We start from the raw sequence: 17,909 nt of genomic DNA, 5'->3' as shown, positions 1-17,909 counted from the left end.
TTTTTCCGGGCGGCACGTGAAGTCACACATTATGACAAAAAAATTCAACCTCCTGGCGCACGTTCCACTGGCGGTGAGTCTCCTGCTGGCCGCGGGGGCGCAGGCCGCCGACGAGGCCGCGTTTCTGACCTGGGCGCCAACGCCGCCGATGGGCTGGAACAGTTACGACTGCTACGGCTACAAGGTGAACGAAGCGCAGGTGCGTGAGAATGCGGATTACATGGCGGCGCATCTCAAGGAATCCGGCTGGCAATATGTGGTGGTGGATTACGTCTGGTCGGCGCCGGACCTGCCCGGCGCCGGCTTTGCGCCCGAGCAGTCGCCGGATTTTCATCCCCGCCTGAACATGGATGCCCACGGGCGCCTGCTGCCCGATGAAGCCCGTTTTCCCTCGGCGGCGCAGGGCGCAGGATTCAAGCCTTTGGCTGACTACGTCCACTCGCTCGGGCTGAAGTTCGGTATTCATGTGATGCGCGGCATTCCCAAACAGGCGGTGGCGGCGAAGTGCCCCGTTGCCAAGTCCGACGCCACCGCTGATCAGGTCGCCGACATGAACAATCCCTGTCCGTGGTTGAACCACATGGTCGGGTTGAAAATGGACCTGCCTGGCGCCCAGGCCTACCTCAACTCGCTGCTGGACCTTTATGCCTCGTGGGGGGTGGACTTCATCAAGGTTGATGACCTGAGCACGCCCTACGATCAGGCCGAGGTGGAAGGGTATCGCCGGGCGATCGATCAGTGCGGCCGGCCTGTTGTGTTGAGCCTTTCGCCGGGACCCACGCCGGTGAGCGTGGCCGGGCACGTCGCGAGTCATGCCAACATGTGGCGCTTGTTGGGTGATTTGTGGGACCAATGGCCGCAGGTGCGCAGCGCCTTCGGCATTCTGCACGAGTGGGAGCCGCAAATCGGCCACGGGCACTGGCCGGATCCGGACATGCTGCCGCTGGGGCAATTGCGTCTCACGGGTCCGCCCACCGGACCGGCGCGAACCAATCTGCTGACGCACGATGAACAACGGACCCTGGTCACCTTGTGGGCGATCGGTCGCTGTCCCCTGATGCTGGGCGGGAATTTGCCGGATACGGATGCCTTCACGCTCGGATTGATCACCAATCGTGAAGTGTTGTCGGTCAACCAACGCAGCGCCAACAACCGGCAAATTTTCCTAAATGACGACCAGGCGGCGTGGGTTGCCGATGTGCCCGGTTCCACCGCCAAATATCTGGCCCTGTTCTCGGTGGGCGCCGAAGAGTTGACGCCGGAAGGTGCGGCCTGGAGCAGTCCGCTGGTGACGCGAGCAACGCCCGGCCACGCGGTGCCGGTGGATGTGGACATCACTGGAGCCCGTCAACTGTATCTGGCCGTGAGCACGGGGGGCGATGGGTTTGTGTGTGACCACGCGGATTGGGCGGAGCCGCGGCTGATCGGACCGCGGGGCGTGCTTAAGCTCACCCAGCTCAAATGGCGCTCCGCCACGTGCGGTTGGGGAAGCGTGCTGCTTGGCCGCTCGGCGGCCGGTTCGCCGTTGACGATCGACGGCCAGCCCGTTGCGGACGGGATCGGCACGCACGCCGCCTCGCTGATTGTCTATGATTTGCCGCCGGGCTACACGCGTTTCCAGGCGCGGGCTGGACTGGATGACAGCGGGACCGGGCAAACCATCGGCGGAGCGACGGTCAACTTCATGGTTTTCACCCAGCGTCCGCCTGCGCTGGCCAGCAAGCCGGTGCGGGTTTCGCTGCGAGATCTGGGGTTCACGGGCGCGGTGGCGGTGCGGGATCTCTGGCAGGGCAGGGATTTGGGCCCGGTCAAAGAAACGTTTGAACAGACCCTGCCCCGGCACGGCGCGGGGCTTTACCGGGTGCAAGCAGAATGACCGGTCATCGCAAAATCTGAATGAGTGCAACCACATCCTCCTCGTCCTTGAGAAATCGCCTTGCGGGCGCGCTGATCCTGCTGGCCGGACTGGCCGCTGGCGCGGCGCCGTGGCAGCCCGTGCCCGGCAACATGATGACGCGCTGGGCGAAGGATGTGGATCCCGCCCGGCCGCTTCCCGAGTATCCCCGTCCGCAACTGGTGCGAACGGCCTGGCAGAATCTGAATGGCTTGTGGCAGTTCGAAATCACGGCCAAGGATGCGCCGCCGCCGTCACAGTTCACGCAGCAAATTCTGGTTCCCTTCCCGGTGGAGTCAGCGTTGTCCGGCATCAAGAAGCGGGTCGAGCCGAAGGACCGCCTCTGGTATCGGCGAACCTTTTCCGTGCCGGAAGCGTGGCGCCGCGGGCGCGTGCTGCTGCATTTCGCCGCGGCCGACTGGGAAACCGAACTGTGGGTCAACGGCCACGCGATCGGGCGGCATCAAGGCGGCTATGATCCGTTTGTCTTTGACGTCACCGCGGCGCTGCAACCCGGCGCCGAGCAGACGCTGGTGGTTGCCGTCTGGGATCCGACCAACGAAGGCGGCCAGCCCGTCGGCAAGCAAACCCTCAACCCGGGCGGCATTTTTTACACGGCCACCAGCGGCATCTGGGGCACCGTCTGGGTGGAGTCCGTGCCCCGGACCTACGTGAAGGCCCTTAAAATGGTGCCGGACATCGACGCGGGCGTGTTGCGGCTGACCGTGGAGGCGGAAGGCGGCACCGTGCGCGCCGTCGCCCGGGACGGTCAGACCCGGGTCGGCACCGGCACGGGGCCGGCCGGCGGGGAAATCACCATTCCTGTCCCGCACGCGCGGCTGTGGACGCCCGACTCGCCGTTCCTCTATGACCTCGACATCGAACTGACGGACGATTCGAACCGGGATGAGGTGCACAGCTATTTCGGAATGCGGAAAATTTCAATTGGACCGGATGAGAGCGGCGTCACGCGCATGCTGCTCAACAACAAGTTCCTTTTTGAAGCCGGTCCGCTGGATCAGGGCTTCTGGCCGGACGGCCTTTACACGGCTCCGACGGACGAGGCGTTGAAGCACGACATCGAGATGACCAAGGCATACGGCTTCAACCTGTCGCGCAAGCACGTGAAAGTGGAGCCGGACCGCTGGTATTATTGGTGCGACAAGCTTGGCCTGCTGGTCTGGCAGGACATGCCGGGCTCCGGCAATCACACTGCCGCACAGCAGCAGCAGTTTGAACTCGAACTGCAACGGATGGTGACGACGCATTGCAACCATCCCTGCATCATCATGTGGGTCGTATTCAACGAAGGGTGGGGGCAATACGACACTGAAAGAGTGGTGGATCTGGTGCGCCAGTGGGATCCCAGCCGGCTCATCGACAACGCCAGTGGCTGGGTGGACAAGAACGTTGGCGACGTGCTGGACCATCACACTTATCCCGTGCCGGGCGCACCAAAACCCACGGAAAAGCGGGCGGCCGTCATTGGTGAATACGGCGGCCTGGGCCGCAACCTCCCGGGGCACATGTGGGTTGACTCGGGCTGGGGCTATCAGACCTTCAATGACGAGGAATCGCTCAATGCCCGTTACGAGGAGATCACCGGCGTCCTCCTGCGGCGCGTGAAGGAACCCGGAATCAGCGCGAGTGTTTACACGCAGCTCACCGACATCGAGGTCGAGAACAACGGGCTGATGACCTACGACCGCGACGTCTGCAAGATCCGCCCGGAAATTTCCGCGCGCGCACTGGCGGGCCTGTTGCCGCCCCGCAAGACCACTTTGGCAGATCAGTTCATTGGCTCCACAACCGTCGAACTTGAAGGCGCCAGTGATCGGGGGGAGATCATTTACACGCTCGACGGACGGGAGCCGGATGCCGGTTCGCCAGTTTACCGGGAGCCGATCAAAATCACCGGTGACACGGTCATCAAAGCCCGCACCCGGTGGCCGGACGGCCGGTTGAGCCGCGTGGTGGCGTTTCCGATGCAGCACACGACGCCGCTGCCGGCGGTTGAGGCGGGCGGAGCCGGGCCGGGACTGGACGTTGCCGTGTATGAACTGGGGCAGCGGCCGGAGGACATGCCTGCGTTTGACTCGTTGAAGCGGCTGAAGCGCGTGGTGGTCGAACAGGTGAGCCTGGCCCCCAAGCCGCGCGAAGAGGACTTCGCCCTGGTGTTTGAGGGGTTCCTCAACGCCCCGACCACGGGTGTTTATTTGCTCCGGGTGGCCTCCGACGACGGGGCGGCGGTGTGGATAGATGGCCGGGAAGTGTGCGGCAAGCACGGCATTCACGGCATGGAAGAGTCCGTGGGCACGGTGGCGCTTGCCGCCGGCGCGCACGCCCTCTCAGTCCGCTATTTCCAAGGCACCGGCGGTTCGGGGTTGCGTTTGGAATGGGCGCTGCCGGGCAGCCGATTTACCGAGGTGCCGCCCGAGGCATTCACGCACCCGAAAAGCGCGGCGGCGCCCACCGAACCATGAACCCGCCGGCCCACTTTTGCGATCGGGGCGCCTTGCCCGGACAAAAAGCCAGGAATTGAAACACAACCATGAACAAGCACGAAACCAACTCCACTCGTAAACTATCGGGCGGCCGCCCGGCGGACAACGCGGCCGCGGCGCCGCGTTCCTTCTCCCGCCGCCATTTCCTCGCCACCACGGCGCTGGCGCTGGCGGCCCCCACAATCCTGACCAGTTGCGCCACGGGCGGCAAGCCACGCAAATCGGCGTCCGAGCGGATCACCATTGGCGTGGTGGGCTGGGGCATGCAGGGGCCGTGGAACACCGGGGCGTTTCTGAATCTGCCGGATTGCCAGGTTGTGGCCGCCTGCGATGTCGATCGTGATCATCTTGCCGCCGCGGTGAACACCATCAACGGCCACTATCAAAACAAGGATTGTGCGGCGTATCACGATTATCGTGAACTCATGGCCCGCGAGGACATCGACGCCGTGATGCTGGCCGTGCCCGACAACTGGCACGCGCTGGTTGCGACGGAGGCCGCGCGGCGGGGCAAGGATGTTTATGGTGAGAAGCCCTTGGCGCGGACCATTGCCGAACAGCAGGCCATCGTCCGTGCGGTCCGCCAGCACAGGATCATCTGGCAGACAGGCTCCTGGCAGCGGTCGGTGAGCAACTTTCACAAGGCTGCCGAGATTGTTCGCAACGGCATGATCGGCCGCGTCCGCCACGTCGAAGTGGGATTGCCGTCGGGTCACACCGATTTTGCCGGCACCGGCCAGTTCATGACGCCTTCTGATCCGCCACCGGAACTGGATTATGACCGGTGGATCGGTCCCGCCCGGATGGAGCCCTACATCAAGGGGCGCGTTCACATGAACTGGCGTTGGAATTACAACATCGGCGGCGGCCAGTTGCTGGACTGGATCGGGCATCATTGCGACATCGCACACTGGGGCCTCGGATTCGATCACACCGGGCCGTTGGAAATCGAGGGACACGGGGAGTTTCCGCCGCCGGACGCCGTGTGGAACACCTGCACCCGCTACCGCATCGAGTTGCAGTATCCCGCGGACGTCACCATGACGATTGCCGGCGGTTATGATGACATTCGGGGCGGCACCAAGTGGATTGGCACCGACGGCTGGGTTTGGGTTGACCGCGGCGGCTTTGATGCATCAAACGCCGAGTGGAAGGACTGGAAAAACGTCCCCGATGAGCTGCGCAAGGTGAAACTCATCAAGTCCTCCAATCACCAGCGCAACTTCATTGACTCGGTCAAATCGCGTCAGCCGACCATCACGCCTGCGGACGTGGCGCATCACTCGGCCATTCCGGGCCACCTGGGGCTCATTTCGATGCTGGTGGGACGGAAAATCAAATGGAACCCCGACCGCGAAAAAATCATCGGCGATGCCGAAGCCAGCAAGCTGCTGTCGCGCCCGTATCGGCATCCATGGAAGCTGGCTTAAACGGGGGGCTTCATTAAAACCCGCATTCTGACTCATGAGACTTCACACGTTTGTGTTCACTTCGGTGGTTGGCCTGGCCTTTACAGCAGCGGCCGTGGGACCGGTCTTTTATGGCGATGCGCCGGACGACCATCATCCTTGGGCCGTTCACGACCGGAACCGTCCGCAGCCGCCGGTGGTCACGCCCGGCACGTGCAGCACGCAGGAGCAGCCGGGCAAACCGCCGTCGGATGCCATCGTGCTCTTTGATGGAACCGACCTCTCCCAATGGGAAGCCGACACGCCCAATCCAGAGCCGACCAAGTGGGTGATTCAGGACGGCGCCATGGAATGTGTTCCCGGTTCCGGCTACATCCGCACCAAACGCACATTTGGCGACATGCAACTGCACATTGAATGGGCCGCTCCGACGAAGGTGGTGGGAAACGATCAGGGCCGCGGCAACAGCGGCGTGTTTCTCATGGGCATCATGGAAATCCAGGTGCTGGACAACTATGACAATCCGACTTACGCCGACGGCACAGCCGGAGCCGTGTATGATGTGATGCCGCCCATGGCCAATGCGCTCCGTCCGCCGGGGCAGTTTCAGGCTTATGACATCGTGTTCCGGCGCCCCATCTACAAGGACGGCAAGGTCGTTGATCCCGGCTACGTCACGGTGTTTGAAAACGGCGTGCTGGTGCAGGACCACACCCAGATCGAAGGGCCCACCAGTCACATGGTGCGCAGCCGGCCGGGCCCTTTTCCTGACGCGGCCCCGCTCAAGCTCCAGGATCACGGCAACCCGGTTCGCTATCGCAACATCTGGTGTCGTCCGCTCCCGCCGCGCGCCGTCGAAGGTGGAACCGACGGCTACCTGACCACGGTCGCCACGATGGCGAAGCGCCAGGAAATTGCCGCGTCAATCCGGCAACATGCCGCTCAACTCTCCACGACAACGGATCCCTTGCCGGCACTCTATCTCTGGTTGGAATCGCTCGAATACGAGCAGAACCCCGCGGCGTTGCAGCAGGCGGAGCAGGGGGCGCAGCAATACATTGCGGGCCTGAAGGCGCTGTCACCGGAGAAACTGGGCGCCAAAAAGGACGAAGTGCGGCGCTTGCGGGACGTCTTCAACTTCCTTGTTCGCTTCCATGCCCTCTCCGAGTCGTTTGCGCCGAAGAAGGAGATTGACCAAATCATCGCGTCCCAACATTGGGATGCAAAAAGGTGACGTAATGAAGTCGTTGAAGCATCCGTTCATGAAAATACGTTTGGCCCCTTTTGTTCGCCGGTCGTCAGGCATGTTGCTGGCTGCCGCCGGAGTCTTAACGGCTCCCGCAGCCGTTCTGGACAAGCAGGCCCAACTCGAAGCCCAAACCTTCTGGGACAACCGGGATTGGGACTGGTATAAGGCGAACATCCCGTTCTTCGAATGCCCGGATGCGGACATCAACACCACCTACTATTATCGCTGGGAACTGGTGACCAAGCACCTCATTTACGGTTCGCCGGCCAGCGGGTATTCCTTCACCGAATTCCGGAACCGGCCTTTCTGGTCGGGCGCGTATGGCGGGATCAGTTGCGGTGCGGGGCATCATTTGTATGAAGCGCGCTGGCTGCGTGATGCGCAATATGCCCATGACTATCTGAACTACTGGCTGAATGTGCCCGGAGCCCAGCCGCGCAACTACAGCACCTGGCTGGCGGATTCCGCGTGGGCGGTTTACGAGGTGAAGCAGGACAAGGGGTTTGCCACCCGCCTGCTGCCGGGCCTGGTCAAGCACTTCAATCTGCTCGAACAGCGACATTACGTGCCGGAGATGGGGATGTTCTGGCAGATCGGCCACGACGACGGCATGGAGTTCAACATTGCCAGCCGGCAGACGAGCGACATCCTGCGCGGCGCGCCGAGCTATCGGCCTTCCTTCAACAGCTACATGTGGGCGGATGAGCGGGCGATTGCCAAACTCTCCGCCCTGGCCGGCGATGCGGCGCAGGCCGAGGTCTTCAATGCCAAGGCGGCGAAGTTGAAGGAGCGGATTGAAGCGTCCCTGTGGGATCCCAAGCGCGATTTCTTCCTGATTCGTTTCAAGAACAATGAGGAGAACATCAAGGATTTTCCCGGCAAACCCATCAAGGCGGGAACCTTGATTTACGAGGACGGCCCGTTTGCCGGCAGTCCGGAGGGGCGCGAGTTGATCGGCTATGTGCCCTGGCAATTCAACCTGCCTGATCCCGGCTACGAAGCGGCGTGGAAATTCCTCATGGACACGAACTATTTTCTCGCGCCGTTCGGTCCGAGCTTTGTGGGGCGGCACGATCCGTTGTTTCTCGTCAACGCCTCCTGTTGCTGGTGGAGCGGGCAGTCCTGGCCCTACGCCACCACGCAGACGCTGAAAGCCCTGGCCAACCTGCTGCAAAATTACCAGCAGCACGTCATCAGTCGCGCCGATTACTACCGGCTGCTCCGCATCTATTCCCTGACCCAGCGTAAGAACGGCAAGCCCTACATCGCCGAGGCGGCCAATCCTGACACCGGTTCATGGGAGGGTTACGACATGTATGACCGCAGCGAGGATTATTTCCACAGCGGTTACAACGATCTCATCATCACCGGGCTCGTGGGGGTGAAGCCGCGCGCCGATGACGTCCTGGAAATCCAGCCGCTGGCGCCCGAAGACTGGCCGTGGTTTGCGCTGGATGATTTGAATTATCACGGCCACAACGTCAGCGTCATTTGGGACCGGGACGGCAAACGCTACGGACGCGGCAAGGGTTTGACGGTGTTTGTGGACGGGAAAAAAGCCGCTACGTCCAGCAAGCTGGCGCGGGTCACGGCCAAACTTCCCGCCGCCAAACGGCCGTCGGCGGAACCGAAGGAGGTTAATTACCTGGTCAGCAACGACGGGGATTATTTTCCGCAAGTGACCGCTTCATTTACCGCCGAGGGCACGTCGCTCTCCAAAATAAATGACGGGAGCTACTGGTATTCCATCCATCCGCCGAACCGGTGGACCGCGGAAGGATCGCCAAGCGGAACGGATTGGGTGGAAGTGGATCTTGGCGTCAAGCGTCCGCTCGACATGGTGAAGCTCTACCTGCTCGACGACGGCAAAGGGATCGTGGCGCCGATGCGCTATGATCTGGAATATTGGGCCGGCCAGGAGTGGTCGGCGGTGCCGGGGCAGACCCGCGTCCCCGAGCAGCCCTCCGGACATCGGGCCAACGTCGTCAGCTTCCCAACGCTCGATGCGCAGAAGCTTCGCATCCGGTTTGCCAACGGCCGGGACGGCAAGACCGGGTTGACGGAATTGGAGGCGTGGGGCCCGCTGCGTGGCGAGTATCACATTGCGCCGCCGCCCGCCGGGAACCTGGCATTGAACCTGCGCGGCGAAGGCTTTCCCAAAGCAACCGCTTCGTTTCATGACGTTTTTGGCGGCCTCCCCGTCCGGGCCAACGACGGCAAAACCGTCTATACCTCCACGCCGGTGAATCGCTGGACTTCCTACGGTTCGACGAACGCAACCGACTGGCTGGAGGTTGATTTTGGTGAGCCGAAGGAGATCGGCCGCATCGAGCTCTGCATTTATGACGATCATGGAGGGGTTCAACCACCCGAATCCTACACGGTTCAATCATGGAGCGGATCCGAATGGCAGGACGTGCCAGACCAGGTCAAGACGCCGGTCAAACCCCTGGGTAGCGCGGTCAATACGGTCACCTTTTCCAAGGTGACCACCAGCAAGTTTCGTGTGGTTTTCACTCATCACGGACAGGCGCGCAGCGGCGTCACGGAAATCCTGGCTTGGAAAGAATAGACGAGTCCTCAGTTATGCGATTATTTCGGACACATTGCCAACGGACGCGGCGCGCTGCGTGGATGGTTCCGTTGCTGGCGGCGAGTTTGATGCTGGCTTTTGTCGCTCCCGTGACCGGGGCGGCAACCTCAGCGGCGACGCGAGACTACACCTTCTTTGTGCTTTCGGACGTTCACGTGGGCGCGCACAAGGACAAGGACAAGACGGCACTCACGCCGGATCAAATGGTGGTCAGTGCCCGGGCCCGGCGGGAGGCGATGCGGAGTTTGGTGGGGTTGCCCTATCCCGAACGGCCGGCGCTGGACGAGGTGCAATTGGGTGTGGTGGCCCCGCCGCGCGGCTTGTTCGTGCTCGGCGATTTGACCGATGGCGACAAGGAACTGTCCGTGCGGCAAGAGCAATGGGCCGGCTTCGACCAGGTGTTTCCGGCGCTCGGGCTTCAGTTTGGTCATAACAAGGTGCCCGTGTTCGCGTGCACCGGAAATCACGACGGCGCGCCGGATGGCCCGGCGCGAACCGGGCTCGTCGGGCGCAATCGTCAACTCGCCGAAGCCGGTCAACTGGATGCCATTTCAACCAACGGCGTCCACTTCGCGCTGAACTGGAACGGCGTGCATTTCGTCAGCCTGGGGTTGTGCCCCGCTGACACGACTGACGCGGAAACGCCCTTCAAGTTTGGACCGGCCGGGCCGGGAAGCTGGAATGACCCGCAGGGCGCGCTGTCGTTTCTGCGGGATTATTTGGTTAAACACGTTGGCGCTTCGGGCGAGCCGGTGGTGCTGATGCACCACTACGGATTCGACGGTTTCTCCCTCAATGACTGGAACTGGTGGACCCTGAAGCAGCGGCGCGCCCTTTACGAACTGCTCAAGGACTACAACGTGGTGGCGATTCTGCACGGGCACGACCATCACACGGCCCACTACCAATGGCCCGATCCGCAGCGGCATGCGGCAGATCTGGCGTATTTTTACGAGGGCAAGGTGCCGGACCATCCGCGCCGCTATGATGTTTTCTCGTGCGGCAGCGTGTGCTGGGTCATGCGCATTCACGGCGACCAGTTCATTGCCGCGCATTTCGATGAGTCTGGCTGGAGCAAGGACCCGGCTGACTTTTTTGTGAAATCAATCAAACCCGGCGGCCGGTTGTCGAAGGAGTGAAGAAGTGAGCAAGCCGGGTCCATCTAAGTCACTCTTCAGGATATGATCATGCGATCGTTCAGGCTCTATTGGTTGTTTGTTGCACTCGGCATTGGGCTGACCAACGCGGCGCAGGCGGACGTGCAGCTTTCAAAGTTGTTTGGCGATCACATGGTGCTGCAACGCGACAAGCCCGTGGCAGTCTTCGGCACCGCAGATCCGGGCGAAAAAGTCAGCGTTGTCTTTGGCTCCGAAACGATTTCGACGAAGGCCGATGCGCGAGGGAACTGGCGGGTGTTGCTTCCGGCCATGCCTGCCAACACCCGGGGGCAAACCTTGACGGTCAAGGGTTCCAACATAATCACCGTGCAGGATGTTTTGGTTGGAGATGTGTGGTTGTGCAGCGGTCAATCAAACATGGACATGGGGCTGGCCGCCTGCAATCGCCCCGAGGATATCGCTGCTGCCAATTTTTCTGGAATCCGTTCGTTCCGGGTGCCCCTTACGGCAGCAGGTGAACCACTGAAGGGGCTAAAAGGCGATCCCAAGTGGATTGTATGCAGTCCTCGCAGTGCGGGCGGCTTTTCTGCGGCTGCCTTCTATTTCGCCCGAAGTATCTATCAGACCAACGACGCTTCTATACCGATTGGATTGATCGTGTCTGCGGTTGGCGGAACCGCCATTGATCTGTGGCTTTCCCCGGAAGGATTGATAGACGTCCCCGCACTCAGGCCGCTTCTGGACCAGCCGGTTTTGCCCGATGGTCCGTTCCATCTGGCCAACGGCATGATCGCTCCGCTGGCTCCTTATGGCATCAAGGGGGCGATATGGTATCAGGGCGAAAACGCCGAAAGAACCGTTCAGTCGCCCGACAGTTATTTTCTGAAAATGAAGGCGATGGTGCAGGGCTGGAAACAGCTCTTCGGAATGGACGACTTTCCGTTTTACTATGTGATGATTGCGAATTATGGCGAGCTGTTGCCGACCAACAGTCCGGTGCTCCACTCCGGGGGGTGGGATGCAGATACGCGATTGCAGCAGGTCGAAGCCATGGCGCTGCCGCACGCCGGTTGCGCATCGGCCATGGATATCGGGGTGTCCAAGGTGGGCTGGCCGGGCTATCACCCCGAGAATAAACAGGACGTCGGCGAACGCCTGGCGCTTTGGGCGCTGAAGAACGATTACGGTCATCCGGACCTTGTCGCCAGCGGGCCCGTGCTGAAGGACGTCTCGGTTGCGGGCAACACCGTGGTTTGTTTCTTTGATCACATTGGGAGCGGGCTGATGGTCGGCCACAAAACCTGGTATAAGCCGACAGAAGAAGTCGTCGGAGGCACGTTGAAGCGTTTTGTCATTGCGGGTGCTGACGGCAAATGGTTCCCGGCCATTGCGACGATCAAAGATAACCAGGTGCTGCTCTCCTCACCTTCGGTTGCTCAACCGCGCAAGGTGGCCTACGCCTGCTGGCAGAATCCGGAAGGCTGCAACCTTTACAACCGGGAAGGGCTGCCCGCCGCGCCATTTTATGTGGAAGATGTGACGACCCACCACCGCATCATTGCGAAGGCGGGAGGAGGCGGAGAGATTCGCCCGTCTGGCGCAAGGCAACTGTTGGAGCGAATGACCGCTCTCTACATGATTGAACCGAAGCCGGGTTATTTCATCGAGGACGTGAAGGTGGACGGCGCGTCCGTTGGGTCAGTGCCGAACTTCACCTTTGACCCCGTTTACGGCGATCACACCATCGAAGCGACCTTTGCCCGGAAGGCGCCGACCTACCAGATCACGACGGTGGCGAACGAGGGCGGATCGGTGCGGCCGTCGGGGTCGGTAGCCGTGCCCCAGGGTGGCGCGCAGGCGTTTAGCATCATGCCGAAACGCGGCATGAGCACGAGGTCGGTGACGGTGGATGGAGTTGCGCTGGGGCCGCGCGAGGACTTCGCGCTCAATGATGTTCGCCGAAATCATACCCTCGGCGCATCCTTTGCCTGCAAGATTTCTGCGGAGGCGGGTTACGGTGGCGGCATCTCACCATGCGGAGAGGTGATGGCCGAATACAACGGGACGCAGACCTTCCGCATTGTTCCCATACCCGGCTACTCCATCGCGAACGTCCGGGTCGATGAAAAGGATCTTGGGGCGAGAAATGCCTACACCTTTGCCAAAATTGCTTCGTCCCATTCCATCTCTGTGCAGTTCAAAAGCGACTCCGTTTCCACGGGGAAGATTCCAAGGACCGGTGATTTGCTTGTGGCCGCGCGGGCGAATTCGCTTCCGGCAGCCGGCGGCACAGGCGTCTGGCCCACGCTCTTTCCCGAGGGCGGCACACTTACGCCCATCTCCACGCCCCGGACGGTCACGATCGCTGACAGAAAATTCAGCCGGAATCAGTATCTCGATGGAGACGGATTCAATTTCGAATCCTATTCCAAGCCGATACCATGCAATGGAGCGAGCATCGTGGTCGTCGCGCGACCGATGCGGAGTGGGGCGGCCTCGGGATGGTTCTCCATTGTGGACGTTTTTTATGACCGCCTGGTGCTTGGGATTCGCAACGATACGGGCCGGATCTGCGTGCGCCGCAATGGTTCCGTGGATGTGAGCGAAGTCGCCATTCCGGACGGACAAACCACCCTGCTAAGCCTCATCGTGCAGCCGGACGGAAGTTACAAAGTCTTTGCGAATGGCGTCGAAGTGATGGCGAATTCCGCCACCAGCCCCATGACCTTGCTGGTGCCAGGCGTCGCGGGATCCTATGCCACCAGCATCACGGTGGGCCGTAACGCGCCCGATGCCTGGACGACGTTCAACGGAGACATCGGCGATGTGTTTGTTTACAAAACGGCCTTGCTTGACGATGAGCGTCAACACCTGGAGGCATTCATCGCGAACTCATTGGTGAGTGAAAAGGAGGGCAAGCAATAGCTGCGGTCGAGGCCGAATATTCAAACATGATGAATGGTTTTTACAACTTGACGGTCCGCTGATGCTGAAGCACTTCAACAGCATGGGCGGGCCGATCGCAGGACTGCTGCTGGCCAGTATGCCAGGCGCGGCTTCCGCTGGAACGCGCGCCGACTTTTTCGCCTATTACACGCACGTGCGTTCGGGCGATCCCTTTGAGCGTTACTCCCGAACGGGCGACGAGACCGACATTGTTGTTCACATCGGCGCTGCGGATGGGAAGCTGGTTTTCTGGCGCGGGGCGAGTTATCTGCCGTATTGGGAGACCGCACAGGGGAGGTGGCCGCTCGAGGAAATCGTCCCCCGGCACGGCGACGGGACCGCTACCATGCCTGACCGGGTCAACCTTTTCTCTCACGCCGAGATTATTGAATCCAGCCGCTCAACAGCGACCGTTCACTGGCGTTACTTGTCGAGTTTCACGGCCGGAAATCCCCGTGGGGGATTGGACCCGAAGAATTTCACGGACGAGGTGTTTACAATCCACTCCGATGGCAAGGTGACAAGGGTGGTCAAACAGGGAACCAAGACCATCGATGAATGGAATGATCCATTGAATCAGACCACGCAGGTGTTGCAGTTGAACGTAAATGGAATCACCCAGATGAGCCGCAAGAATGCCAGGCGTTCAGCGCCGCCCGCCCGGGTGAAGGGCAATCCAGAGAAAGGGCCGCCGGTGGTGGCTCCGGTCGCCGGGTTCAGGTTTGACGAGGGGCAGGGCAACCTGAGCAGGGAACTCGTTTCCGGCTTGAGCCTGTCGATTCCCGGTGACAAGACGCTTTGGAAGCGAGGTGTTTCGGGCACGGCCCTCGAATTTGACGGCTACCACACCGAAGTGGTCCTGCCGGCGGAGCAGGCGCCGAAACTGGCAGGCGGCGATTTGACGCTTGAGGGCTGGATCGCGCTGGGTGCTTATCCGTGGAATTGGGCGCCCATTGTGCAACAGGGAGATGACGACGGTTTCTTTCTCGGCGTGGATGCCCATGGTTACCCCGGCTTTAAGGTCAAGGTCGGCGGCGTCTGGCAGCAACTCACGGTTCCCAATCACCCGCCGTATGAGGCTGCCAACCACCTGGCGCTCTTCCGTTGGTATCACATTGCTGGCACCTACAGCAGAGCCGACGGCATGATGCGCCTTTATATCGACGGCGAGCAGGTGGCCAGCAAATCCGCCGGTGTGGGTGGGGTTCAGACCGTCAACGCCAGCGTGCGCGTTGGCAAGGCGGGGATTCCCAGAATGCCGACTGAGGCGCTGCATGACACCTTTGCGAGTGAGTTCGGGTTGGATGCCCTGCTTGACGAGGTGCGACTCTATGACGTGGCCTTGAGTTCGGACCAACTCGCCGCAAGCCACCGGAACTTCAATCCCGGCCAGGCGGTTGTCTCTTCACCCGACATGCAAAGGCGTGTGTTGCCCAACCCGAGCACCGGCGGGCAGTTCAAGGGGGTCTACACCCACCTCCCTTACTACGAAACCTGGGACAACTTGTGGCGGTTTGGCGAGTATCCCGACGTCGTGGTGGGCTTCGACCAACTGCCAACCAAGTTTGTCTTCTGGCGCGGGGTGAGCTACGTGCCGATGGTCGTCAATGAGGAGAATCAGTGGTTCAACAACGAGTTCAACGAAACCGGCGGCACGGCCAGGGCGCCGGGGGATTGCGAGCCCATGTCGGACAAAGGCTGTTGGAACTCCCATGTCCGCATCCTCGAGAACACGCCGGCGCGCGTGGTCGTCCACTGGCGCTGCTGGTTGTCCAATCCCGACCATCACTGGGCCAATTATGATGAGCGGACCGGCTGGGGCGACATTTCCGACTGGTATTACTACATCTATCCGGATGGCGTCGCCGTGAAGCGAATGCGTCTCTACACGGACACGCCCGAGTCGTGGCACGAGTGGGATGAACAGATCGTCGTTCTCGGCGAAGGACAGCATCCGGAGAGCGTGCTGGAAAAATCGCCCGTCATGACCTTGGTGGATGCGGCCGGGAAGGCTCACGATTACGATTGGAATCCCGAGCCGCCATCGCCGGCCTACGGCGGGAGCATCATTCAGCAAATCCACTATACCGGCAAATACGACCCGTTCACCATCCAGCGGTTCACCGGCGGTGATACCTACCGGGGCGAGCGCACCTGGTATTCGGTCTTCCCTTCCTGGAATCACTGGCCGACCTCGCAGATCAATTCTTCCGGGCGCAACGCCTCTTTCCCCGACCGGGCCGCGCATTGTTCGGTCTCCCATCTCTTCTGGCCCGTCAGCCGGCGCCAGGAGGGTGATGTGCCCTCATTGGAAAAGACCCTGATGGAAGGCATGACCGACCAAAGTGCCGTCGCGCTTGTCCCACTGGCCAAGTCATGGCTGCAGGCGCCCGCGCTGGAAACCGCCTCGGACTGCGTCAGCACGGGCTATGACCAAAGCCAGCGGGCGTATGTCCTTTCAGCCACCGGACCCTCGCCCGTCTTCCGGATAATGGCCTCACCCGAACATCCGGTTCTCAATCCATGTTTCGTGTTTCGAAACTGGAATGCCACCGAATTGGGTCGGTTGGAAATCGAGGGTCAGGCTCAGGCCGTTGGCAGCAAATGCCGCCAAGGCATCGTGCGCGACCCGAATGGCAGGCCAGTGCTGGTCGTGTGGCTGGAATATCAAACCACCTCGCCGGTCACGTTCACACTGCACGGCGCCAGTCCGGACCCGGCCGTGAACGTTCGCCGGCCGGTTTCCTGGGCACTGGCACCCCAAGCTGGCACAAACTGTTTTTCGGCCGTGATGACGGCTGCCGAGTTGGGCCAAGTCGGCGTTGAATACTTCTTCCAATGCACGGAAGGCTCCGGCCATAGCAGCGGCTGGCAGCGTGCGTCATCCTACCAAGACTCAGACCTGGCGCCCAATCAGGAGGTTGCCTACCGTGTGAAGGCTCGTGGCCTCTACTTCAACGAAACAGACTGGTCGCCGGTGCAACGGTTAACCACGCCCCCCGTGCCCGCCCCGGTGATCTGGAGCATGAACGAGGGAACAGGCACCACGCTCACGGATAATTCCGGCCGGCATCAGGGTTTGATTCGCGGCGCAGCAGAATGGGGGCAGGGCGTGGAAGCAATGGCCCTTCACTTGGATGGAAAAACCCATGTGGAGATTCGCGGTGCGGAGGATTTGCATGCGAACGGTGCCTTCACCTGGGCCGCTTGGATCCGCACAACGAAAGGCGGGCCGATTCTGGCGCGGGCCGGCGGAGGATCCAAATGGGCACGGGGCGGCAAGGTGCTGTTTGTAAACCAGGGCCGCCTGCAATTCGACGCGGGTTGGGTGGGCGCCACGGCGGCCCCGGTGCCTGTCGCGGATGGCCAATGGCATCATGTGGCGGTGACCGTATCAACCGTTGCTGCCGGGGATAACGTGGCTTGTTTCGTGGATGGACGTCTTGCCTGCAAGAGTCGCCTGGCAGTGGGGCAATTTGACGAAGGCGGATTGCCGGTTCGCATCGGCTATTGCAACAAAGACTTCCCGCCCGGATCGGCCAGCTTCTCCGGGGATATTGATGACTTGCGATGGTTCAGCTACGCGCTGCGGCCGGAAGGTATTCGAGAGATCTACGAGGCGGCGCATCACAATGTGGCCCGGTTGAGTCAACCCAATGAGAATTGATGGAACGAGAGCGATGGAGATTATGAACAAACCAAAGACATCCCGAATGCGCCGGAAAACGCTCGTGGTCTGCCTGGCCATGACGAGTGTCAGTGTGCTGGCAGGCACGGCATGGAATTCGCCGCGCGCGGGAAACCCGGTGATCCCGGGATATTTTGCCGATCCGTGCAGCCGCAAGTTCGGTGACACTTACTACATCTACGCGACGCCGGATGGGTGGGATGTTGGACGCGGTCCGGCGGGCGTGTGGAGTTCCAAGGATTACGTGCATTGGACCTGGCAGCCGATGAACTGGCCCCAGACGGAGTTCAAGTGGGCCCCGTCGGTGGTGAAGTTCAAAGACAAGTATTACATGTATAGCAGCGTCCCCTGCCAGATCTGGGCCGCCGTTTCGGACTCTCCCGTCGGACCTTGGAGCAATCTCATGGGGGAAAATGGGAAGGAAATGATCCCCGACCAGACGCCCAAAGGGACCATCGTCCTTGACGGCGAAACCTTCATTGACGACGACCAGTCGGCCTACATTTGG

9 protein-coding genes are annotated in these 17,909 nt (G+C 61.2%); all 9 read left to right on the top strand.

Translation table 11 applies throughout. The features are described from left to right. The first annotated feature begins 31 nt into the window (after positions 1-31). Positions 32-1,876, top strand: coding sequence for an NPCBM/NEW2 domain-containing protein (locus tag VFV96_01955; protein HEU5069156.1), 1,845 nt, complete (start codon positions 32-34; stop codon positions 1,874-1,876). Between the two features lie 20 nt (positions 1,877-1,896). Continuing rightward, complete coding sequence (locus tag VFV96_01950; GenBank protein ID HEU5069155.1) at positions 1,897-4,377, top strand: PA14 domain-containing protein; 2,481 nt, start codon at positions 1,897-1,899, stop codon at positions 4,375-4,377. Between the two features lie 68 nt (positions 4,378-4,445). Continuing rightward, positions 4,446-5,828, top strand: coding sequence for a Gfo/Idh/MocA family oxidoreductase (locus tag VFV96_01945; protein HEU5069154.1), 1,383 nt, complete (start codon positions 4,446-4,448; stop codon positions 5,826-5,828). Positions 5,829-5,862: 34 nt separating this feature from the next. After that, entirely contained in the window at positions 5,863-7,041 is a 1,179-nt protein-coding gene (locus VFV96_01940; protein ID HEU5069153.1) for a DUF1080 domain-containing protein, read from the top strand. 28 nt (positions 7,042-7,069) lie between these two features. Continuing rightward, positions 7,070-9,628 carry a discoidin domain-containing protein gene (locus tag VFV96_01935; protein HEU5069152.1) on the top strand — a complete coding sequence of 853 codons (2,559 nt, stop codon included), beginning with the start codon at positions 7,070-7,072 and terminating at the stop codon, positions 9,626-9,628. Between the two features lie 62 nt (positions 9,629-9,690). Continuing rightward, positions 9,691-10,788, top strand: coding sequence for a metallophosphoesterase (locus VFV96_01930; protein HEU5069151.1), 1,098 nt, complete (start codon positions 9,691-9,693; stop codon positions 10,786-10,788). 150 nt (positions 10,789-10,938) lie between these two features. After that, positions 10,939-13,692 carry a sialate O-acetylesterase gene (locus tag VFV96_01925; GenBank protein HEU5069150.1) on the top strand — a complete coding sequence of 918 codons (2,754 nt, stop codon included), beginning with the start codon at positions 10,939-10,941 and terminating at the stop codon, positions 13,690-13,692. 61 nt (positions 13,693-13,753) lie between these two features. Then, entirely contained in the window at positions 13,754-17,380 is a 3,627-nt protein-coding gene (locus VFV96_01920; protein HEU5069149.1) for a LamG domain-containing protein, read from the top strand. A 22-nt stretch (positions 17,381-17,402) separates the two neighbouring features. Beyond that, positions 17,403-17,909, top strand: a 507-nt coding sequence (locus VFV96_01915; GenBank protein HEU5069148.1) for a family 43 glycosylhydrolase, incomplete at its 3' end; no start/stop codon positions are given.

This window comes from Verrucomicrobiia bacterium, from assembly GCA_035765895.1.
Classification (GTDB): Bacteria; Verrucomicrobiota; Verrucomicrobiia; order Limisphaerales; family DSYF01; genus DSYF01.
This window is presented reverse-complemented; position numbering and strand designations above follow the sequence as displayed.